Source organism: Fictibacillus barbaricus (genome assembly GCF_014635025.1).
GTDB lineage: Bacteria > Bacillota > Bacilli > Bacillales > Fictibacillaceae > Fictibacillus > Fictibacillus barbaricus.
This window is the reverse complement of the sequence record NZ_BMCE01000002.1, coordinates 1,307,626-1,329,995: the sequence shown is the minus strand read 5'-3', so window position 1 is coordinate 1,329,995 and position 22,370 is coordinate 1,307,626. Positions and strand designations below refer to the sequence as shown.

The window sequence follows — 22,370 nt, the reverse complement described above, 5'->3', positions numbered from 1 at the left end:
CATTGAAACAGGCTTTGTTAATTATTGATGCACAACAAGAACTGATGGATGGAAACGAAAAAGATAAAGAAGTTTACAACAAAGAAAGACTATTAAACAATATCAATAGTGTTATCGAAAAGGCGAACCAAGTTGATGCAGGTGTCATTTTCATACGGGATCTTGACGTAGCCGAGGGTAAGGGGAAGGGATTTGAAGTCCATTCTCGTATTGTAAAACCGAAGAGAGCAAAATATTTTAATAAGAAAGCAACGAGCGCATTTTATGGAACACCTTTGCTGGAATATTTAAAAAAGGAAGGAGTCAGTCATCTAGTCGTGATGGGGTGTAAAACGGAACACTGCATCGATACAGGGGTTAGAATGGCAACTGTTTCAGGCTTTGATGTAACTTTGGTCGGAGATGGTCATTCCACAACAGACTCAGATGTTTTAACAGCCGGTCAAATTATCAGTCATCATAACAAGATCCTTCATGGCCACTATAATGTAGATCACTTTTCAGTGGTTAGAGATACAAACGAAGATCTATTTAACCCGATTCATAATAACTATCGCTAGGTTTATAATTAGGCAGTGGCTAGAATGCTTTGTATAATAAATACGTGAACGCTTTTTTAAAAAATAAAGGAGGCGTAAAAAATGAGTCAGTTAACGTTTCAAAACTTTGAATTATCCCGGGGATTTTTTTTAAAGCATTTAGAGGCGATGGAAGCAGATTTGTCTGATATTCAGCCAGAAGGGTTCAATAACAATATTCGCTGGCATGCAGGTCATGTGTTAACAACAGCAGAGTACTTTCTCTTTGGGTTTCCTGAAAAATCTTCAAGTTTACCAAAACAGTATCTTGACCTATTTAATAGAGGAACAAGTCCGGCAGATTGGAAGGGTGAAGTGCCAACATTAGAAATTCTTAAGCAGCAGTTAGTAGACCAATTAGCACGAGTAAAAGAAATACCAGAAGAAAGTTTGCAAAAAAAGTTGGAGAAAACTTTTTTTGATCTAACGACATTTGGTGAGCTTTTCAACTTTGCTGTATTCCATGAAACCTATCATCTTGGACAGATACACGCAATTAAGCGTGTAATCCAGACTCAGAAGGTAAAGCAATCGTAAGTTTATAAAATAAGAAAACAGTGAATCTCGAATAGAGGCTCACTGTTTTTTTGCTGAAATAATTTATGTACTTTTTGCACAGAATTATGCTATTATATAAAAGACGCACTTCTAATAATTTGATGGGTAAAATATTACCTAATTATATTATACGATAAAATGGAAGTGTGTGTCAACGATAAATTTTGTTGTAGGGAGAGATCGGATGACGACATGGAGCCAGGAACAACAGAATGAGCAAGAACGCATAGATCAAGTGATTGATAAACTTTCTGAGGCAACGGCTAAATTGCAAGATCATCTAGGTGGAAAACTAGCCGATGTCGTGCAGGTACGTAAAAACTTTTGGTCTGATGTCACGGTCAATTTAGATAATGTTGATGATGCCATAGAAACAGCTGCAAGTATAAAGCAGCAATCAGAACTTTTATCCGAGATCGAACGCAGTCATACATCTGCAGAAACTCGTATTAAAACCTATGAAAAACTGAAAGGTTCCCCCTATTTTGGACGTATTGATTTTAAGGAAGAGGGTGAGGACGAGAGCGAGAAAGTGTACCTTGGAATTGCATCTTATTATGATGATGCAACGAGCCGTTTTCTCGTTCATGATTGGCGCGCCCCTATTTCAAGCTTGTATTACGACCACTCTCTTGGGTCAGCGAATTTTCGGGCACCAAGTGGAACCGTTAAAGGTGACTTAGAACTTAAAAGACAATTTATTATAAAGAACGGGCAAATCCAGGGTATGTTTGATACAGGTGAAGCGATCGGGGATGAACTGCTGCAGCAAGTACTGGGCAAACATGCCAATACCCAAATGAAAAGCATTGTAGCCACCATCCAGAAAGAACAAAACGCTATTATTCGTAATACATCGAGTGACTTACTGGTAGTCCAAGGAGCTGCTGGCTGCGGGAAAACATCTGCAGCACTTCAGCGGGTCGCGTATCTGCTGTATCGTGATCGTGAAACGCTGCAATCTCATCATATTGTTTTGTTTTCCCCGAATAATATGTTCAACAGTTATGTGGCAAACGTACTTCCTGAACTTGGGGAAGAGAATATGGAGCAAACCACATTCCAGGCTTATATAGACCACCATTTGGTACGTGATTTTTCTGTGGAAACTCCTTTTGAACAGATGGAAGAACTTCTATCCGGAAGCGGGGATTCACACCGTATAGAAGGAATTAAATTTAAAGCATCTGTTCCGTTTCTTGAAGCCATTCATCGGTATGTGGAGAAACTAAGTGAGTCAGGCATGCAATTTTCAGATATCAAGTTTCGAGATAAAGTTTTAATCCGAAGTAAACAGATCAGTGAACACTTTTATTCGCTAGATAAGCGTGAGACCATTCCATACAGAATGAAAAAAACCTCTGCGTGGATTCTAGAAGAGCTAAAGAAAATTGAGCGGCGTGAACGAAAGAAGCCATGGGTAGAAAAAGAGATTCAGCTTCTTGATAAAAACGTATATACGAAGCTTTATCACAAACTGCAAGAACGGAACAAATACGGAGAGAATTCGTTTAATGACTTAGCGAGTGAGCAAAAGGTTCTTTCTGCTTATGTGGCAAGGTTAGCTTTTAAGCCCTTGCGTAATAGAATCGAAAAGTTTGTGTTCGTAGATATGAAGAGTCTGTACGCAAAATTGTTTCAGAAGAATAATAAGCTCATCGAAGATCTTTCCCTATGGAGTGGAATCTGTAATGAAACTTTATTTAATCTAAAACAAAATCATCTTTCTAATGAAGATGCTACACCGTTCTTGTATTTGAAAGAACTGCTGATTGGCTTTCAAACAAACGCTGCTGTCCGCCACGTGTTCATTGACGAAGCTCAAGACTTCTCTCTCTTTCAGTTCGCGTTTATCCAGCGTATCTTTCCGCGTGCGAACTTGACGGTGCTGGGTGATTTGAATCAATCGATCTATGCACATGCATCAGATGAAGCTTTTAGCCGATTGAGAAATTTATTGGGGAAAAAGAATCCTGAAACGATAACGTTGACGAGAAGCTATCGCTCTACAAAAGAAATCGTAGAGTTTACGAGAAGTCTTTTACAAGATGGAAATACGATCGTGCCGTTTAACCGATCGGGTGAGAAGCCTTCCGTTGTTCGGGTTAAAGATGCAGAGGAACATATCGATCAAACAGAGAAACAATTAAATGGCTGGATTAAAGAAGGGCATGAAACCGTTGCTGTCATCTGTCGTTCGGCTAAAGAGAGTAAGAAGGTTTACGAAAAGTTAAAGTCAAAGATAGATGTAAGACTTATGATTAATGAAGATGCAGCTTTTCAAAAAGGGATCATCGTGATTCCTTCGTATCTTGCAAAAGGCATCGAGTTTGATGCTGTTGTGATCTATGACGCATCTGGTTACCAGCAAGAAAGCGAACGAAAGTTGTTCTACACAGTTTGTACCCGTGCGATGCATGAACTCACGGTTTTAGAAAGCGGGAAACCTTGTCCGTTTATAAAAGAAGCATCAGAACATTTATATGAGACCGTTTAATGATAGTAAGAATCCGTTGTTCCATCTGGGATAGCGGATTTTTTTATTTTTAAAAGGAACCATTTAGGGTAACGAACATAAAGGAGGTTGATATGCTTTGGCCTTTAATTATGACCTGGATTTTGAGAACATTGATTTTCGAAAGAACCCGGAGCTCTATCGTGTTGGAAGAGGCGAACAAGGAGTACTATTAGTAGAGCCTTATAAGGGTGAGATTCTTCCGCATTGGCGGTTTAAAACACCTGAAGAGGCGAAGGTGTCATCGAAAAAAATCTATGAGCAATTTCTCGATTATAAGAAAAACGATGATTTTGTTGGTGCGGATATGGCGAGGAAGTTTTTGCAGATGGGATATACCCGTGCAAGGCGCTACACGAACTATAAAGGTGGAAGGAAATATAAAGAAAACGGAGAGATCAATGAACGTCAGATCGACGCCGTTAAAGCCGAATCTGCTGCTATATTTGAAGAAAAGTGGAAACTTGCACGAACGGATAAAGAGTACCTGAAAATGAAAAAGGCGCACCAAAAAGAGTTTGGTTGAGCATCTCCTAAAATGAGAGGAGATGCTATTTTTATTCTCCGGGACCTGAATAGCGATTATCACCCATCTGATAATTCTGGCTTTCACCAGGTTTTGCATCCGCGTGTGTAGGATGCTGCGAGTTATTATTATTTCTTTTGCGGCGCCAATCGATGAACAGAGCAAAGAGTAAAAGCCCTCCAATACATACATAGAACCAGGTCATGGCAGAACCCCCCTTTAGTTAAAGATATGATGCTCGTTACGAAGTATGTGAGAATAAAAACAGTAAAGGTCACTATTTGTCTTTGTGTCTTTACTGTCTACTCGTTCTTACTGCTTCTTGTCCCGATACGAACTCACCGAATACTAATTTTTCGAGGGGAGCCACATAAGCTATAAACTCGTTCAGCAGCTCATTTACCTCCGGATCTTGGTCGAAATCCTCCATGGTAATTCGAGCATGTTCTTCAGATTGAAAACGAAGCAGTCCGATCCATAGCTCCTCATTATCTTCAACCTTTAGTTTGTCTGAAATCGAGGAGATTCCGTAATTCTTTGGAGAAGAAGACAGTTTAAAGATTTGTTCTGTTACGCCTCCATATTCTTGAAACTTTTTATTTGTTTGGGCAGAGATTTCCAAGAACTTTTCTCTTACCTCTGGTGTTAGTCTATAAAAGTAAACAAGCAGATAAGCCATCTGTTAACCTCCTTTATTTGCTGCGCTTTGTTTGATACCCCCCGTCGATCAAGAGAGTGTCTATTGCTTGCTCCGGATACCGTGCTAAATAATGAAAAGCTAGAAAACTTCCCCATGAATGTGAGAGTGGAAAGAAATCGCTTACATTTATTTTTGATAATAACCCATGAAGCCAATCTACGAGTCCAGGCATTCATATTCTTCTGCTGAAAGGAAAGCGTCTGACTTTCCGTGACCGGGCATCGATCGCAATGAATCTAAAATCGTTCTTCAATGTTCGGCTATCTCTAGGAAACTAAGGCTTGTACTTCCTAATCCGTGAAGGCAGATCACGGTGGGGTTATGAGATTCACCCCACTCTGTCAGATGAAAGGTATGATTTTTTAGGTGATAAAGAAAGGATTCATGTTTCATCTTCAAAATTTAAGTTCGTTGGCTCCATTTTCTTTTACTAAGTTAAATTTTTCTTTATTCAGCAATTTTATCATATATTTTGGAATAATTTGAAATGAATATAATTTTAAACCCATAAAATGGTAAAGTGTAAGTAGTTCATAAAAGGGGGAAGTGTCGTGCAAACGGTGCATTATATTCGAACAAGTTCATTTCTTTTGGCTGCCATCATCCCGATGTCTGTGATCGGTTATTTGTTAGCAGTTGATTATGAAGACCTATTCTATTTATATGAATGGGTTCTTAGCGTCTTAATAGCTGGAGCAGGAGGGATGGCGTTAACGGGTGCTGTCCAAACGAATGGCCGGATAAGGTGGGTGCTGCTTTCTGTCTTGGCTTTTTGTGTTCACTTTTCTGTTTTAGGGTTATTTTTAGGACCTTTTACGATCTATCCTATGTTTGGGGTCTATTACTTGGTGACGGTTCTTGCATTACTCGTATATGTTTACACGCTTTTTAAAGTGAAACAATATCGTTCTGTACCTGTTTTACTTATGATTGGATCTTCTTTGATGACGTTTTATATGATGTTTCTCCACATGATATGGGGAGCGAACTTAACATAATGAAAGCGGGGAATTTTTTGGTGTCATGGATAAAAATAATCGTGTTTCTCAGTGGAATCCTCTTATTACCTGGGTGTATTGCATGGTTTAATTCCACAAACATTAAAGTTACGCAAGAAATGGATAAGACGATCACAGATTATATATTAAAAGAATATCAAGATGTTTACCCGACAACAGATAGACAATTTGAAGCTCACAAGGTTTATGGAGCTAAGGAAAAGAGTGGAGTTATTTCTGTTTATATGTATTCTTTTTACTTGTGTTTCAATAAAGAAACAGGAACAGAAGGACAATCAGGTCATTCAGTTCCTGTTTTAATAAAGCTTGAAGAGCAAGAAGGCAAGTATGTCGTCACGTATTATAAAGAACCTCAGAATGATTCTAATTATAAATATGCTCTCTATAAAATGTTTCCTAGGGTCTATGCGGCTAAAGCATTGGCTGATACAGGTCATGTGAAAGAGCTTGAAAAAGAAGTGCAGAAAAAAGCAGAAGTTTGGTTAAATCAATAGTTCTGATTTTGTTCACAAAACGTCCAAAGGAAAAGTGATTGAAATCACACGTCAGGCTCTCTATTTCTTTTACGATAAAGGTGTAAAAAGAACTAAGGAGGAATTGACATGCTACAAGCAAGAACCATTGAAATCATTAAGTCAACCGTTCCTGTTTTAGAAGTACACGGAGAAGCTATTACTTCCCGTTTTTATGAAATGCTTTTTGAGAAGCATCCGGAACTATTGAATATTTTTAATCATGCCAACCAGAAAAAAGGCCGCCAGCAAGCGGCACTGGCAAATGCAGTATACGCCGCTGCAGCAAATATCGATAAACTGGAAACAATCATTCCAGTTGTAAAACAAATTGCACACAAACATAGAAGTTTAGGAGTTAAACCAGAACACTACCCTGTTGTTGGAGAAAACTTATTGCTTGCGATCAAAGATGTGCTCGGTAGCGCCGCGACAGATGAAATCATTAATGCTTGGGCGGAAGCGTATGGCGTGATCGCTGACGCGTTTATCGGTGTTGAGCTTGAAATGTATCAAGAAGCAGAACGGCAAAAAGGCGGCTGGGAAGGCTTCAGATCGTTTGTCGTTGCACGAAAAGTTGAAGAGAGTTCTGTGATAACGTCCTTCTATTTAAAACCGCAAGACGGCGGAGAAATTGCTGACTATCAACCTGGTCAATATGTGAGTGTAAGAATGGAGATCCCAGGGGAAAAGAATACACATATCCGTCAGTACAGTCTTTCAGATTCACCTGGAAAAGAACATTACCGTATATCTGTAAAAAAAGAATCTGGATTGAATTCTCCTGACGGTGTCGTTTCTGTCTATCTGCACGAAGGAGTAAAGGAAGGAGACATTCTTCATTTAAGTGCACCAGCAGGTGACTTTTACCTAGATATGCATAGTGATAAACCTATTGTCTTAATCAGTGGTGGTGTTGGCTTGACGCCGATGATCAGCATGTTGAAATCAGCAGCGGAAAAGCAGCCTGAGCGTGAGGTAACTTTTATTCATGCAGCGATTAACGGGCAAGCCCATGCTTTAAAGGAAGAAGTTAAGAAGATTGCAGAAGATGCTGAGAATATCTCAACCTATTTTGTATATGAAAAACCATTACCAGAAGATTTCGGTTATGATCAAACAGGTTATATTGATGTATCATGGCTGCGCAAAGTTTTACCGTTAAACAAACAAGCAGAATACTATTTCTGTGGACCGATTCCTTTTATGCGAGTAATCAATCATGCACTGCAACAGTTAAATTTCCCGAAAGAAAACATCCATTTTGAATTCTTCGGTCCAGCAAGTGATTTAGAGGCAGAAAAAATAAAAGCATAAAAAACGAACCACCTTCCTAAAACGTAAGGAAGGTGGTTTTTTATGATGTGATCCAGATCTTAAAGCTTTGTATTAAGGCTTTTCGTTTTATAAGAAGTAGAGTGAACAAAATGATTAAACTCAATGCCGTTACTCCAGCACCGAGATAGATGCCACCTAGAGTAAAGTAGATACTGATCTTTGGCGCATAAAAAATCCATCCTACTATTCCGAGTACCCCAAAACAAAGATTTATCATAAGACTTATAAAATAGTGAGGGATGATCATACCTGTATGTTTTACCATGAACACTGCATATCTGTAGCTGACAGGAAAACCTGACAGAAGGAACAAAGTATAAAAGATAATGTTCAGATCTGCTTCACTTGGCAAAGGATCACTCCTTTTCTATTTCTTATATTCCACTTAACCTGGAACAATTCTGTGTATTTCTGCAAGGTGTAATGATATGGCGATGATATCGTCTAATGGAAAATGGGGTGCTTTCACAAGAAAGAGGACTATTGGCCATTTTTTATTATTGTTGGTAGGAATGACAGGTAGTATGCAACCAGCGAAAAAAAATATCGATGGCAAGGTCTCGTTTGCTGTGTTTGAGACTGTTCAATCTGTTGCTGCACCAACCGATCAGATTCGACCTGAAAAATATGTATATTGACTGGTTGGAGGATTACAGTAGTTCCTATGATCAGAATGAAAACATTGTTTTGTTTAATCCAGGATTCAAACAGTAAAGATTCGCAGAAGAAAATCATTTTAAAAGGGAAAGACAATGGAATGACACACTACTATTGTGTTTAAAGGTGGGAAAAAAAGAAACGGCCTCGCCAATCAATTGAATGAATGAGCACAAACCTGACTAGTTTCAGACATGGAAAAAGGGCAGAAGGATGCCCTTCTTTTTTTACCTTTAGAATGCTTTATAAGGAGTATGGTCCGAAGTTAGGGAATGGATGATTTGCTTCATCTAATGCTGAGAGACTTTTAATCTCTGCAACTTCCATGATATCATTCCAGATTTTCATGACAACCGGGGATTCGTGGGCAGCATCTTTTGCTTGCTCGGATTTCCATTCAAAAATCTCGATAACCGTACCATCAGCAGCTTGAGCACGGATCGGTTTGCTTGAAGTAATCAAGTTCTCTGCTGCTAACGTGTTAACATGGGTTTTTAGGATTTCATGCAATTCTTTTTCTTTTCCTTCATGTGGCTTGTAGAGGGCCATCGTAACCAATACAGACATTTCATTTTTCCTCCTATGTAATTTATGGTTTATCCAATCCTATTTTATCATAGGGAACATGTATAAAGAGGGATAAGCGGCGCTTCGGCAGCCTCGCCTGAAATCTAAAGCCACAGTTATGAGCTGACATATCCAGGTGGTGCAGATTAAGGGATAGCAGGATAATTCTAATAGGGGACTCATTCTTTTTTTGCGGCAGGCAACGTTTTATTTCAGGATTCCTAAATAATTTTTCCATGGACCAACATCTTCTTTATAACGTTTTGCCATGATTCTCGTAATTTGAGTAATATGTGTTAAGTCATGAACAGCCCAAGTAGAAAGTAATTCCCTTAATCTTACAGGACCGAATTCCGGATGGAGGGCTGTTTGTTCAAAATCAGTTATTGTTTTTAGCTTATTTTTAAGGGTCAGGAGACTCTCTTCCCTACATTGTTTGAATTCTAGTAAAAGTTGTTCGATGTTTTTTTCTTCTTTGTTTTTTAAGTGAGAAAACCGGTCAAAAGGAGGGAACGTGTAGCTTGCGCCTTTTGTAAGAATAATATTTATGCGTGGGATCCAGTTTACCTTTTCGCCTTCTATGAGATGAGTTACTACCTCAAGCACATTCCATGTATTATCGCCTTCGTTGCAAGTTAACCAGCCAGGAGACAGACCAACTAAAAGGTGAGAGAGGGTTTCAGGTGTTCGTTCCAATAGTTCGATAGCTTCATTGATTTTGAAATTCATTAGAAAAGCCCCTTTTCACTATGAGTCCCTTGCTGAACAGGCGAAGGTCAGAGCAAGAAGCTGAAACGAATGCGTTAGTGTAATATCCGGAAGTTTATAAGAGGATTTGGAGCAAATCTACTTTGAAGAAGATATCAATTTCGTTTATAGTTTCCTAGTTTTGTATCGTATTAAAAAAATATTTTATACTAAATCAACAGTATTTAATAGTTTTGTACAATATTCTCACAAATTCTTTTTTGTAAAAATCCAAGTGAAACAAAGAGGAAAGATAGAATATTCTAATTTTTTTATTGCACAATACCAAAATTTATTATCATTTTTTACGAAAATCCCCCAATTTACACGACTCCAAATATCTTTAATAATTGCAAGTATACTTATGTAATTGTAATGAATCAACGAAAATAGATGAATTCTAAATAAATACTAAAAAACCTATTAGAATCATTGTTTCGTAAATCATTGCACTACATATGTAATAAAGTGACAGAGACTTGGAGGAAGAAAATGGGAAAAAAAGCAAGCAACAAAAGTAAGGTCTTAAAAAGCTTAGCTGTATTTGCTCTATCATCTAGTTTTATTTTAGGTTCACTTGGACATGTATCAAATGTTACTAAAGCAGTTGGTAATACGAATGTTGATAGTTTACTTGCTAATTTAACACCAGAACAAAGAGCAGCTCTTAACCAACTTTCAACAAATGAATCAACAGGTCTTCAAATTTCTTCAGATATTGATTTAACGACAACGGAACAAACCCATGTAATTGTCGAGTTTGCAAATAAACCAGCAAAAGTTGCTAAGATTGAAGCGGCATCAGAAGATCAACAACTATCAGATTCTGAAGCATCAAATTTAGTCGATCAAGATCATGAAATATTTCAAAAAGATTTAGGACAAGTATTAGCTGATAAAAATAGTAAAAAAGTAAATTATAAGATTAATCGCTCATATAAACATGCATTTAATGGTGTTTCAATGAGTTTACCTGCTAACAAAATTAAAAGTCTATTAAAATCAAAAGCTGTCAAATCAGTTTTTAGTAACGAAACGTTTACGATTGATCCGCCTGTTCAAGGAAAAGATAATGATCCATTAAAAGCAGATGAATTCAATATCGCAAATTATACTCCTTATGATGGATTAAACCGGTTACATGCAGAAGGCTATACCGGTAAAGGAATTAAGGTCGGTATTCTAGATACAGGTATTGATTATAACCATCCAGATTTAAAGGATGCTTATAAAGGTGGATATGATTTTGTAGATGACGATAGTAATCCGATGGAAACGACCTATGCTGATTGGAAACAATCAGGTAAGCCAGAAATGAGTGGTTCCTCGGCTTATTATACTAATCATGGTACACATGTTGCTGGGATTATTGGAAGCCGTGGAGTAACGGATAGTGAGTATACAACAGTTGGGGCAGCACCAGAAGCAGATATTTATGCTTACCGAGTGCTTGGACCATATGGCAGCGGACAAGCTGATGACATAATTGCAGCTGTCGATCGAGGTGTGAAGGATGGCATGGATGTTATTAATATGTCATTAGGTAATTCACTTAATGATCCATTATATGCAACTTCAATTGCTGTAAACAATGCAGTATTAAGTGGAGTAACAACCGTTGTTGCTGCGGGGAATAGTGGCGATAAAAATTATACGCTAGGTTCACCTGGTGCTGCAGCCTTAGCGTTAACTGTCGGTGCATCATCTGTTGCAATTGATATTTATCAATATGCAGGTGCACATAATGGGGAGAATTACAATTTAAGACAATTAGCAAAAAACTATACAGATGATTTATCTACGTTAAAAGGAAAAACTCTCCAACTTGTTGATGTGGGGCTCGGAGATGACTATACAGGAAAAGACGTAAAAGGGAAATTTGTACTCATGAGCCGAGGAGTTTATACATTGTCCTCTAAAATTTCGTATGCCAAGGAACAAGGTGCTGCTGGCGTTATCATGTATAATGATGAGGCAAACAAGGCCGAGGGTGCAATTCAGTCCTTTTTAGGTGAATCAGTTAATTCGATTCCTTCATTCTCTGTTTCAAATGAAGAAGGATTAACGATCTTGGAAGCATTAAAAACTGGTAAAACAGATTTCACATTTGGCGATTTTACTAAGATACAAACAGCATCAGATGAGTTAGCAACATTTAGTTCTAGAGGTCCTTCTCGAATAAATTATGACATTAAACCGGAAGTAACTGGACCAGGTGTTTCGATTCTTTCAACCGTCCCATTTTACGTAAACGATAAAACAGTAGATGGAACAAAACCGGAAGATTATAAATATGCATATCAGCGTTTATCAGGAACTTCAATGGCAACCCCTTATGTGGCAGGTGTTTCAGCATTATTATTACAATCGAATAAGGATCTTGAGCCTGCAGACATTAAATCAATTTTAATGAATACGGCTGATCCACTTTCAAAAGCTTATAGTGTATTTGAAATCGGTAGTGGTCGTGTTGATGCATATGAAGCAATTCATTCGAATGTTGAATTTGAAGTAGTAGATAAAACACCTACAAGTATCAATGGAAAACAAAAGTTAATCAAAGAATTAACGGGTGGAATCAGTTTTGGTTCATATGGATTTGATGATCAAGATATTTATGATACACGTAACATCATAATGAATAATAGAAGTGAAAAGGCAAAAACATTTAGTGTAAATGTTAAATTCCAAACAGGATTAAGAGGTTCCAAAGATGCAGCTCAAAATGGAGTGACCTTAACAGGTCCAACTTCAGTTAAATTAAACGGAATTAGTCAAAAATCAATTAAATTTGACTTAAACATTCCGAAAACAGCCGAAAAAGGAACATATGAGGGATATATCGTCTTTACAAATAATGCAGATCCAACTGAAACGTATCAAATTCCATTTGGCGGACGTGTTATTAATGAAGGGATTGATACCTTTAAATTACGAAATCCAATGTATTCTGGTGATACACTTTGGCCAGAACAAGCCATGCCAGGCCTTGGTTTTCAATTCTCATTAAAGTCCTTTATGAAGACTTTAGATGTAGTATTACAAGATTCAACGGGTCAAGATATTGGTTTCCTAGGGTCTTATGATACTCGATTATTGAATGAAAACATAGATAATTATAATACTTTTGGATTTACTGGGACTTACTATCCGTTTACAGGTGATCCGAAAAATCCGATTAACAGTGATTATGTTTATGCAAAAACAGGTAACTATAAATTAAAAATGATTGGAACAAATGATCAGGGGAAAGTATTTACGAAAGTAGCGGATTTCATCTTCGAAAAAGGCAAACCAACAATGACTTCAAGTTTTGATTCGTTAGATCAAAAAGTTATTGAATATGATGATAGTCAATTCGATTCAAATGGAGAATATTTACATGATTTCAATATTAATGTAAATGATCCTGAAGTGGCTGATGCTAATCGTGTTGGAATTCCAATTGATCAATCAAGCAATGCAGTGGTTTCATTTTACGATAGTCCATATCCAGCAGAACCAATTAACACTGATAAAAATGGAAATTACAACGATCAAATACTAGTGAAAAAAAGGTCTACACCTTTAAAAGTTCAGTTTTATGCTTATGATTCTGCAAGAAACTTTACTTCAGGTGCAACGTCAATGCTAAGGGTAGCTTATGTTTCTAATACTTACCCTTACTATTACTTAAAAGCAAATAAACAAGCCGCTTCAACCGGAGATACTATAAATTATTCTATTCGTTCGAATAATATTAAAAACCTAAAAACATCAAAGATTACAATTCCAGTATTAAAAGACAATGGTGACTTAGCTACAATTAATAATGTTGTTGTAAGTGATGCAGTTAAGCAATATGGGGATGCACAAGTATCTGTAACATCAACATCAGATGATGTTTTTACGACTTATACAATTACTTTTAACTATTTCGGAAATAAAGCATTACCAGAAGATATGCAATTAGTTAATTTCGATTTAAATACAGTTAAACATCATTCGCCAAAGTCAGCTTTCTCTGTCAACTGGTTTAAAATGGAAATGACTAGTACTACAATTGATCAATCAAATGCAGTAACAAATAATGTATATACTTATATGGATAGTGTTAATATGAAAGAAAAATATTCAAGGATACAGGGTAACTTGAATTTAGAAGGAACGACTGATCCTTTAACAGGCCAACAGAATTACGCGTTAGATCAAACCAAACTTGGTGCAAAAGTAACTGTAACTTCATATGATGGTAAAACTGTTATTGAGGCTCCAATAGAAAACAAATATGGAAACTACACTGCAGATGGAATGAATGCTGATAAAAATGCTTATACACTAAAAGTAGATGTACCAGGTCATTTTACGATGTATAAGTCGTTAGTACTATCTTATGACGTTCGAGGAGAAGCAATCGGATATAGATTTGGTTCTGCACTTGCTCGGGCAAAAGCTGGAGATGCAAATAAAGATAATGTAATTGATATAATGGATGCATTATATCTACAAACATATTGGGGAGCAAATAAATCAGGTGCAGATTTGAACTTCGATGGAGTTGTTGATAAAAAGGATATGGATCTTCTTATTAAAAACTATGGATTACAAAATAGTACAGTTCCGAATGCACCTAAAGCGAAAACTTCGTATAAAGGTTCTACATTAGATACTGTGTTAAATCAGTTAGGATTAAAATAATCCTAAGCTAGTTTCTATAATCAAACGAAGAACCATTTTATGGATTACTACGTAAATAGACAGTAATTAAATAAGATTTTAAGTAGCCTTAGCCCTGTATTTTATTGGGTTAAGGTTTTTTAATTACTTTTGAAATCAATCTCTATGCGTTCAAAAAGCATCAGTTCCATAAGGGTACATTTTAAATATCTGGCTGACCTTATAATACGATCGGGGGCTTTTCTGGAATATCCATACAGTGCGGATGTTCCAGGACGATCTTCAACAATCGGGCGCGATTCTTGAGTAACAAAAAATGCCCAATTTCTCAATTATTAATGCTGAGACTTACGATATATTAGTTTGCATAACAAAACGCTTTTTCCTTTATGGATTAAGCGTTTTTTGATAACCGTTTAATTATATTCTCAAGAACATTTGATAAGATAATGAAAACGGAAGTAGATATGTTGCTGCAATGGTTTGGGTGAACAGAAATTATTATACACCAGGAAAAGATACAAAATTACTCGTAAACTACAAACCGAAAAGTATTGTGGTTAAAGGGGCTGATTACGCATTTTGACAATTTAATCGTATTATAACTTTATCACTTTAATGAAATAAATTATCTAAGAGACTAAAAAACGGACAATTGTATTTCTCTAATTTCAGATATTTTTATGATCATCACGAATCTTTAGAAGGTTTAAAGTGTCAAATGATCATAAAATACTATTTTAATAACCAAATTGTTTATGTTTAGAAAAATATAAAATCTCCCCTAAATATAAAACCAAGAATACGAGCGTATTCTTGGTTATTTTTTCTTTTGCAGGTTAAGAAAGAATAATTGGCAGCGAGGAAGAGTACCAGGCGTGTTTTCCAGTTCTAGGTATTAAGTATAAGTGCAACTACGCCTTAAATCTTCGCCTTAAATGCTAGCCAGTCAGCGAGTTTTCTTTATATTAATTTTTTATGAGTAATTTAGCGATTTCCATTGCCTGATCATTTAATCTCATCGTGGAATAATAATTAAATAATTCTTTATTCGAGCGTTCAATTAAATAATAAAATCCATTTTTATTGAACATTGGTAATGCTTTATCGACTAAATATTGATAATATTCTTTCTTTTTACATTTTAATAAATAGATAAGGAGCTTAAAAAGATGAATATATAATAATGAATTCATATTTTTTGCAATCGTAAACCCATTTTCAGCAAGTATAATAAGTTCATTTTTTGGTAAAAGTCCTCCTTCTAATGAACTTCGAATATACCCCTCTAAAGAAAGTAAGTAGGAATTCGATACTTGATCTTTTATTGCCATTGATTCTTTATAATAAATACTTGCTAGATCATAGTTAGACCTTCGTAAATATTCAAATGCAAGATTATGCAATACTCTTGCTTTCCGATCAAGGGCATTACATAATTCACAACTCGTAATTAAATTTTTTAATCGTTTAATAATTTCATCATCTGTATTGAAGTCATCTTTTACTTGAATAAGCATTAGCATCTCTGCATCAATGACTCTAAGATAGTTATTTATGTTCTTAAAATATTGATGTGCCTTTTCGGCATAATAATATGCTAACATAGGTGATTGTGTCGTGTGATAAGCAACTGCAAGATGATAATAATATTCCGGGTTATTATAAACAGTAATTTGAATTGATTTTAACGATTGTATTGCACTTATATAATCTTGTTTTTCTAAATAATAAATACCAAATGTATGCTTTAATAAATTGGTTTCATAAGGTAAGAGTCTATTTAATTTTCTTTGAATATTTTTGAGGATTTTAAATGCCTCATTTGACTCATGATACATAAGCAAATACCTAGCTCGGAGTAATTGATACATGTATACATATTTCGAAATTTCTAATAATTCCTCATGCTCTAGCTCACTATTAATTTGATCCATTTTATTATAAAGCTGCATAACAATCGTTTCTTGCCAATACAGTAATTTTTGTTTGATATTCGTAAGTTTAGTTAACTCTTCTTCCATATTAATCTCAAGTCGTTCACATAATAAATTGGTAATTTCTGTCGCGTAAGTTGTTTGGGCACACTCTATTTTACTAATATGAGATGTTGAACATATATCTTTTCCTAATTGTTCTTGGGTGAGTTTTTTTTTTCTCGATAAAACTTAATGATTTTCCCCTCATACATAACCAAAGCCCCCTTATTTAATATAGATAATAATAAAATTCTACCTTTATCAACAAATTAAGTATATTTAGAATATTGGAGAAACTTATGAAGTAATACTTAAGAATTACTTCAGGATTGGTTTTAAAAAAAATAATTGATGAAATACCTTAGGAAATCATACAAAATACAATTTTTGAACATCAGACTTACTGAATGAAAACATAAAGCGGAAATATTTTCAATTGAATTAACTATTAGATCTGATTGAATTTTTAAGTAAAATAATTTAAGCTGAAGTGATTAAATTCCTTTAGTAGAGGTAAAAAATGAATTTAGAACAAATGGAGTACATTGTAACTGTAGCAAATGAAAAGTCTATTACAAAAGCAGCTAATAAGTTATTTATTTCTATCTCGGGTATGAGTCAAGCAATTACTCAATTAGAAAATGAATTAGGAATAAAAATTTTTAATCGATCGAAAAATGGAATAACTCCAACTTATGAAGGGAAAATCGTAATTACTAAAGCAGTAAAATTGCTAGAAACGATCAATGAATTAAATGAAGAAATAAAAAATAATAGAAATGTCAATCTTACTCATTTGAAAATATTAACTGCGCCAACATTTTCATATATACTTCAAAAATCAATCGTAAAATTCAATAAAGAAAATAAAGACATGACATTTGAATTAATAGAGCAAAATCCTTCAAACATATTACAAAGTTTCAATAAAGAAAATTATGATATTGCTTTTATTTCTGCAACCTTGGAAGAACTGAAGAAAGAAAAAAATATTAAGTATGAACATATTCATAAGGGGCACATATGTGTAGCAGTAGGTAGAAATTCACCTTTTTATTCATATGAATTTGTGTTACCTAGTGATTTAGCAAATGAAAAAATTGTTATTTATAAAGCTTCAGATTATAACCAACTCTATAAATATACGAAAATGAATATTAATCAAGCATTTATGACCACAAATAAAAGTAGTTTACTATTAGAATTAGTAAAAGAGAGCCAAGCGATCTTATATTTGCATGATTTTACTATTAATAGTCAGCCAATGGTATTAAATGGAGACATAAAAATCATTCCATTAAAAGAAGAAAATTATTTCCAAGTTGATTTCTGGAACATTTATTTAGAGACAACAGGATTAACTGAAGTAGCAAGGGAATTTCTTAAAGTCTTTTTAGAGCATTTTAAGCAATGTATAAAAAAAAGCTAGAGAAACATTTCAATGCTTCCCTAGCTTATTTAATTGCAAGAAATATCACTAGAGTATTATTTATTTCGTTCATGGATGTAATCCTTAATATTATTCTTCAAGTTGGGACTCTTTCCCAATTGCGACAGTACTAAGAAATTGGGCTTTTTTCGTTATTTTAGTTGCTTAACGTTGTAAATCCGCGTTTTGCTGGCGGCACCCCTTTCAGAAGAAAGAATCTTTTTTAATACTAATTTAACTAGGTGAACGAAGTCTGTGTGTTATCTTTGCAACATGTTAAGTTCAAAACCTTGATTTAATCGGCTTCGCACAGAAAAAGAAAACGATTTAATCTTTACTTCAAGTGGTTATTTTAATCCAAACTCAGTGATCTTCTTAATGACATCTTTTACTAAATCAATTGATTCAAATGTCTGGCCATCAATCTCTAGAGCATGATTTGCTCCTTGAGGGATGTAGAAATTCATATTTTGGTTAGTGTGTAATCGTTCTATGATTAGCTTGCTGTAAAACGGGTCCTTGTCTCCAATAATACATAGTCCTTCATTTCTGCAGTTTATCATAGCATCAACAACGATCTCTTCTTTCAAGTTGGGTGTCAGCCAAACCGTCTTCGCATTACGTAAAGGATCAAATTGTAGCGCTTCTCCCATAGCTAAACTGCCAAATGATTTTCCAACAAGGTAATAAGATTGAAAACGATCGTCACGTAATGTTTCATTTAAAACTGTCATCACATCAGCGATTACTGCATGTTTAAGCTCCTCAAGCGAAAAATGATCGTACTGATCTGTATGATACTGATAATTAATATGCAGGACGTCATAACCGTTATTTAAGAATGCGCCAGTTGCGAAATGCAGTAAAGGCGACCTAACTGTATAGCCTATACCAGGGAGTATGATAGCTAGTCCTTTTGGGTTTTCAGTCTTACTTATAAATCCATATGGTATTGTCATATCTTTGTAGCCTGTAGTCGTACCTTCACTTACCTTCATATGTATTGCCTCCATTAATTCAAATACTTATTAAAAGAATTAATTATTCATCCAGCTCTTGTAGGTCACTTTCTCCTGAATTGTTTAATAAAACTCCAATCAAAGGTTTCATAATGTTTTCGATAAAAACGATTCTCATCCTTTATTTTCCTCAAATTTGTGAAGAGTGCGTTTTGTTTTTACTATATTTTTCATTTCTATAGTATTCAATAAGAAAATAGAGCACCCAAATCCATATTGATTCGGTTTTTTGCATTTTAAACAGGAAATTAGGGGGAGCTTTGAGGAAACGTTGTCAAATGGACAAAAGTGCGTGAAAGTAGAGGGGAGGCGCGTGAATTCTTTTTGAAAATGCGTAAAAATAGGATATGACTGCGTGAAAACATCGACATCTTGCGCGAACGTGTAACAATTTAAAAACACGTACCGTGAATAGCCTGAAAAGGGTTTACGCAGTTTTAGTCGAATAATTGCTGTAAGATTTTACAAATGATTGAGGAAGTGACTCCAACATGTGTACAAGCTTTGTTTTACACAAGGAAAAAACATACATCGGTATGAATTTCGATATCTCAGAGAGGCCTATTAAAATGGCTTTAGCAGGAGACAAACAGCTCATCATCCTCCAAAAAGAAGGCGGACGATTCTTGCCAGCCCTTGGTCTGAATAAAGATGGGACATTTATGAACCTGCAGATGGTGGCTCCGACTGATGAGGGGAAATATAGAAGAGGGAAGAACTGTGTACATATCATGAGGCTGTTTGATGATGTACTGTCTGGAAAAATTGAAGCAGCTTCCTTGCCGGAATATCTTCAAGAAAAAGAGATAGTGAATGTGCCAGACTATAGTGTTCATAGTCTTATAACAGCTCCAGATCGAAAATCTTATGTGGTGCAGCCAGGGAGACATTTGATAGATCTGGATAAAATGAATTTGGAATTTTTAGTATTAACTAATTTTTCTGTTTCAGATCAGTTATCAAAGAAGTCTGTAATTGCAGAAGGACCTGGAAGTGATCGCTACAAGAGAGCTTATCATGAGATTGGCAGCCATAAAAATGATTTTTCTGCAGAAAAATGCATATCCATTTTAAGAAAAACCGCTCAAACAGAAGGAGAGTACCCTACCCAGCTATCTATGATTTTCATTCCAGATGATAATAATGTCTATTTTACACTTTATGGAGACTTTAATAAGTCGTTTAAATTCTCATTCAATGACAAAACGATTCAAACAATATCTGGTTTTAAGGAGAACCAGAGTGTTGTACTGTCTAAAAAAGGTATTCTTTTGTCTGACCTAAAGGTTTGGTAATAGCAACACTAACAATAAAGACTGATCCAAAAGTGCTTATTGCACCTTGTATCAGCCTTTCAAAAACCTGAACACGAACGAATCAACGTAAGTCTGATTGAAGGGGATTCTGTTCGAAATCGCTAAAAAGAAAGCGGAGCTGATTTGGCTCCAGTTTTTTTGTTTTTAGGGTTGAGGATGTTGTAGTATTCTTATTTTATCAAGCATGAAAGAGTGGGTAGGTAGATGGATAAGCATCGATACATTGTTGAACGTATTGAAAAAGATGACTGGATGATGAATGTCTTACAAGCGGTTAAAACATTAGATTTGCCCGACTGGTGGATCTGCGCGGGATTTGTCCGTTCAAAAATCTGGGATGACCAGCACGGTTTCAACAAAAGAACTCCCCTAAGTGATATTGACGTGGTTTATTTTGACCCTGAAAATATAAGCAAAGCTATTGAAAAAGAGTACGAGAGGGTACTTCATGAACAAATTCCTGGACTGCCATGGTCGGTGAAAAACGAAGCGAGGATGCATCTAGTAAATGATTTTGAGCCATACTCATCAGCTGTAGACGCGATTTCTAAGTTTCCAGAGACGGTTACAGCTTTAGGTGTAACTCTGAATGAAAAGGATGAAGTCATACTTGCAGCGCCATGCGGTTTAGAAGATGTTTTCAACTTGGAAGTCAGGCCAACCGATGTGTTTAGGGAAACAGAGGAAAGAAGAATCAAGTATGGAGAACGAGTGAAAAAGAAGGACTGGGTATCTACCTGGCATAAAGTAAAGATTATGGAAATGTAAGAAAAGCTTGAGCAAACGCTCAAGCTTCTTTCTTTGATCTTAGATATTCTTCATAAAAAGAGGTTAGATGCTGAAAATTTGAAATATAGCTAACATGCAGGTTTCGAAGCTGTCGTTCTAGCGTACTTCTAGAATGAAGATTAGACAGCAGTTGAAGATCTTTGATTTCTTCTTCTAACTTATAAGTCTGATCGAGAAGCATTTTTAAATAGATCTTTGTGTTTGGTGTATAGGTTTCTTCAAATGCCAGCAATAGGATAATCTCTCTAGCTTCTTTAACATATAGAAGCATGTTTCCTAATGTGTTTTTTGTTATAGCCGTTGAACCCTTGTTCGTCAGCCAAGATTGCTCATGTATTTTTAGAATATATTGAATGTCATATGTGGTTAAATCCTCGATGCTTTTATTGTTTGTTTCCTTGATAAGTAATGGTTCGTAATGATTTTTTAATTTTTTAATGTCTGCTTTATATTCACCAATAATTACATTATCAGCATTATAGTTAACTTCTTTGTTAAAACTAATCGGCGAGAATGGAAAGAACCAATTAATAATCAAATATAACACTATAAAACCAATAAAAATCGGTAATACTTTTGTTTTTCTCATCATATGACCTCTTTAAGAAGTTCTGCGACTTCTATATCTTTTAGGGCTTTCAGGATCCCTCGGCTCTCTCGGTTCTTTCGGATCTCTTCCTTTTCTTCCTCTAAAGAGGGAGAAACTTATACAAAAGCCGATTGAGCATGAAATGCCGTAACCGAATACGGCAAATGTGTTTAGCCCTTCAAACTTTGCCCAATAAAAGATGGTGAACCGATAGATCAGAAGAAAAATAACACTCAGTACAACATATAAAAGTAAATGATATCTGAATTTCAACCTCATTTTAGACCTAAAAGATTCAATGATAAATGCAATTGGGAGCGTACAAAAAAGAAAAAAGGGCAGTGCTGTAACAATACCAAAGAATAGACCGAATAACACACCTTGCAGGTCAAGCTCTAATGGATTTCCTCCAGGGATGGCGAAGAAAAATAAAGCACCGCAAAGTATGGATATTACTGATGAAATAATGACTCTCATGATTATCTCCTAACTGCTTGTTGAAGCTTTTCTTTTGCAGCTTCTTCATCTTTGTATTCAAACAACCCAAGGCGGTTTCCCCAAGGATCTGAAAAAGTAGCCCATCTTACAGGAACTTCTTCACGCTCAAAAATCTCAAATGGTTCAACATTCAAATGGTCCACTAATCGTCTGCGTTCATCATGAAGGTCAACGACACCTAAACGGATAGGACCGTTTCCTTCTGCTGGAGCACCCTCTGCCACTTGCAGCCAGCAGTTTGGGATCAGCTCCCATTCTGCAAAACCTTCATGGGGAGTAGAATCCGGTGCTCGGTTCAGCAAGGCTTCATAAAATTGCTGCCCTTTATTCATATCCGAAACACGAACTTGAACTGTCATTTCATATATCATATGTATT

Annotated in this window: 23 protein-coding genes; 12 read left to right on the top strand and 11 right to left on the bottom strand. The window is 35.7% G+C overall.

The features are described from left to right. The first annotated feature begins 2 nt into the window (after positions 1–2). From IEV52_RS16225 to IEV52_RS16210, 4 genes are all read left to right on the top strand, one after another. On the top strand, positions 3–560 hold the full coding sequence (locus IEV52_RS16225; RefSeq protein ID WP_188403533.1) for an isochorismatase family protein: 558 nt from the start codon (positions 3–5) through the stop codon (positions 558–560). Positions 561–641: 81 nt separating this feature from the next. Beyond that, positions 642–1,115: a DinB family protein gene (locus IEV52_RS16220; protein WP_188403532.1), complete on the top strand. Its 474-nt coding sequence runs from the start codon at positions 642–644 to the stop codon at positions 1,113–1,115. Between the two features lie 205 nt (positions 1,116–1,320). After that, positions 1,321–3,633 (top strand): RNA polymerase recycling motor HelD, encoded by a 2,313-nt coding sequence (helD, locus tag IEV52_RS16215; RefSeq protein WP_188403531.1) that lies wholly within the window; start codon positions 1,321–1,323, stop codon positions 3,631–3,633. Positions 3,634–3,730: 97 nt separating this feature from the next. Continuing rightward, entirely contained in the window at positions 3,731–4,177 is a 447-nt protein-coding gene (locus tag IEV52_RS16210; protein ID WP_188403530.1) for a DUF4385 domain-containing protein, read from the top strand. Between the two features lie 31 nt (positions 4,178–4,208). On the opposite strand, the gene IEV52_RS16205 is transcribed toward IEV52_RS16210, so the two are convergent. From IEV52_RS16205 to IEV52_RS16195, 3 genes are all read right to left on the bottom strand, one after another. Further along, positions 4,209–4,382, bottom strand: coding sequence for a hypothetical protein (locus IEV52_RS16205; protein ID WP_188403529.1), 174 nt, complete (start codon positions 4,380–4,382; stop codon positions 4,209–4,211). 90 nt (positions 4,383–4,472) lie between these two features. Continuing rightward, the gene (locus IEV52_RS16200) at positions 4,473–4,856 is read right to left on the bottom strand and encodes a DUF1428 family protein (RefSeq protein ID WP_188403528.1); all 384 of its coding nucleotides are present in this window, start codon (positions 4,854–4,856) and stop codon (positions 4,473–4,475) included. 13 nt (positions 4,857–4,869) lie between these two features. Further along, complete coding sequence (locus IEV52_RS16195) at positions 4,870–5,049, bottom strand: alpha/beta fold hydrolase (RefSeq protein ID WP_188403527.1); 180 nt, start codon at positions 5,047–5,049, stop codon at positions 4,870–4,872. A gap of 379 nt (positions 5,050–5,428) precedes the next feature. Here IEV52_RS16195 and IEV52_RS16190 point away from each other — a divergent pair, with 379 nt between their 5' ends. The 3 genes from IEV52_RS16190 (at position 5,429) to hmpA (ending at position 7,725) form a co-directional block, all read left to right on the top strand. Beyond that, positions 5,429–5,875, top strand: coding sequence for a hypothetical protein (locus tag IEV52_RS16190; RefSeq protein WP_188403526.1), 447 nt, complete (start codon positions 5,429–5,431; stop codon positions 5,873–5,875). A gap of 119 nt (positions 5,876–5,994) precedes the next feature. Further along, positions 5,995–6,390, top strand: a complete 396-nt coding sequence (locus IEV52_RS16185; protein WP_188403525.1) for a hypothetical protein — start codon at positions 5,995–5,997, stop codon at positions 6,388–6,390. Positions 6,391–6,498: 108 nt separating this feature from the next. After that, positions 6,499–7,725: an NO-inducible flavohemoprotein gene (hmpA, locus tag IEV52_RS16180; RefSeq protein WP_188403524.1), complete on the top strand. Its 1,227-nt coding sequence runs from the start codon at positions 6,499–6,501 to the stop codon at positions 7,723–7,725. A 40-nt stretch (positions 7,726–7,765) separates the two neighbouring features. Here hmpA and IEV52_RS16175 read toward each other — a convergent pair whose 3' ends face one another. Next, positions 7,766–8,098, bottom strand: a complete 333-nt coding sequence (locus IEV52_RS16175) for a hypothetical protein (protein ID WP_188403523.1) — start codon at positions 8,096–8,098, stop codon at positions 7,766–7,768. 160 nt (positions 8,099–8,258) lie between these two features. On the opposite strand from IEV52_RS16175, the gene IEV52_RS22600 reads away from it, so the two are divergent. Further along, on the top strand, positions 8,259–8,384 hold the full coding sequence (locus tag IEV52_RS22600; RefSeq protein ID WP_268234781.1) for a hypothetical protein: 126 nt from the start codon (positions 8,259–8,261) through the stop codon (positions 8,382–8,384). A 262-nt stretch (positions 8,385–8,646) separates the two neighbouring features. Here the strand turns inward: IEV52_RS22600 and IEV52_RS16170 are convergent, their stop codons facing one another. Together IEV52_RS16170 and IEV52_RS16165 are read right to left on the bottom strand one after the other, a co-directional pair. Continuing rightward, the gene (locus IEV52_RS16170) at positions 8,647–8,970 is read right to left on the bottom strand and encodes a hypothetical protein (protein ID WP_188403522.1); all 324 of its coding nucleotides are present in this window, start codon (positions 8,968–8,970) and stop codon (positions 8,647–8,649) included. 207 nt (positions 8,971–9,177) lie between these two features. Further along, positions 9,178–9,699, bottom strand: coding sequence for a DinB family protein (locus tag IEV52_RS16165; RefSeq protein WP_188403521.1), 522 nt, complete (start codon positions 9,697–9,699; stop codon positions 9,178–9,180). 510 nt (positions 9,700–10,209) lie between these two features. Here IEV52_RS16165 and IEV52_RS16160 point away from each other — a divergent pair. Next, complete coding sequence (locus IEV52_RS16160) at positions 10,210–14,394, top strand: S8 family serine peptidase (RefSeq protein ID WP_188403520.1); 4,185 nt, start codon at positions 10,210–10,212, stop codon at positions 14,392–14,394. A 947-nt stretch (positions 14,395–15,341) separates the two neighbouring features. Here IEV52_RS16160 and IEV52_RS16155 read toward each other — a convergent pair. Beyond that, positions 15,342–16,397, bottom strand: coding sequence for a Cas5 family CRISPR-associated protein (locus tag IEV52_RS16155; protein WP_188403519.1), 1,056 nt, complete (start codon positions 16,395–16,397; stop codon positions 15,342–15,344). Between the two features lie 475 nt (positions 16,398–16,872). Here IEV52_RS16155 and IEV52_RS16150 point away from each other — a divergent pair, with 475 nt between their 5' ends. Beyond that, complete coding sequence (locus IEV52_RS16150; protein WP_188403518.1) at positions 16,873–17,781, top strand: LysR family transcriptional regulator; 909 nt, start codon at positions 16,873–16,875, stop codon at positions 17,779–17,781. Positions 17,782–18,128: 347 nt separating this feature from the next. Here the strand turns inward: IEV52_RS16150 and IEV52_RS16145 are convergent, their stop codons facing one another. Continuing rightward, a complete protein-coding gene (locus tag IEV52_RS16145) occupies positions 18,129–18,779 on the bottom strand; it encodes an alpha/beta fold hydrolase (RefSeq protein ID WP_188403517.1) in 651 nt (216 codons plus the stop codon). Between the two features lie 590 nt (positions 18,780–19,369). On the opposite strand from IEV52_RS16145, the gene IEV52_RS16140 reads away from it, so the two are divergent. Together IEV52_RS16140 and IEV52_RS16135 are read left to right on the top strand one after the other, a co-directional pair. Then, positions 19,370–20,095: a hypothetical protein gene (locus tag IEV52_RS16140; protein WP_188403516.1), complete on the top strand. Its 726-nt coding sequence runs from the start codon at positions 19,370–19,372 to the stop codon at positions 20,093–20,095. 225 nt (positions 20,096–20,320) lie between these two features. Further along, positions 20,321–20,884, top strand: coding sequence for a nucleotidyltransferase family protein (locus IEV52_RS16135; RefSeq protein WP_188403515.1), 564 nt, complete (start codon positions 20,321–20,323; stop codon positions 20,882–20,884). 19 nt (positions 20,885–20,903) lie between these two features. Here the strand turns inward: IEV52_RS16135 and IEV52_RS16130 are convergent, their stop codons facing one another. The 3 genes from IEV52_RS16130 to IEV52_RS16120 are packed head-to-tail and all read right to left on the bottom strand — an operon-like array spanning position 20,904 to position 22,363. After that, positions 20,904–21,494 carry a hypothetical protein gene (locus IEV52_RS16130; protein ID WP_188403514.1) on the bottom strand — a complete coding sequence of 197 codons (591 nt, stop codon included), beginning with the start codon at positions 21,492–21,494 and terminating at the stop codon, positions 20,904–20,906. Between the two features lie 12 nt (positions 21,495–21,506). Then, on the bottom strand, positions 21,507–21,971 hold the full coding sequence (locus IEV52_RS16125) for a hypothetical protein (RefSeq protein WP_188403513.1): 465 nt from the start codon (positions 21,969–21,971) through the stop codon (positions 21,507–21,509). A gap of 2 nt (positions 21,972–21,973) precedes the next feature. Then, positions 21,974–22,363, bottom strand: coding sequence for a VOC family protein (locus tag IEV52_RS16120; RefSeq protein WP_188403512.1), 390 nt, complete (start codon positions 22,361–22,363; stop codon positions 21,974–21,976). Positions 22,364–22,370: the final 7 nt, after the last annotated feature.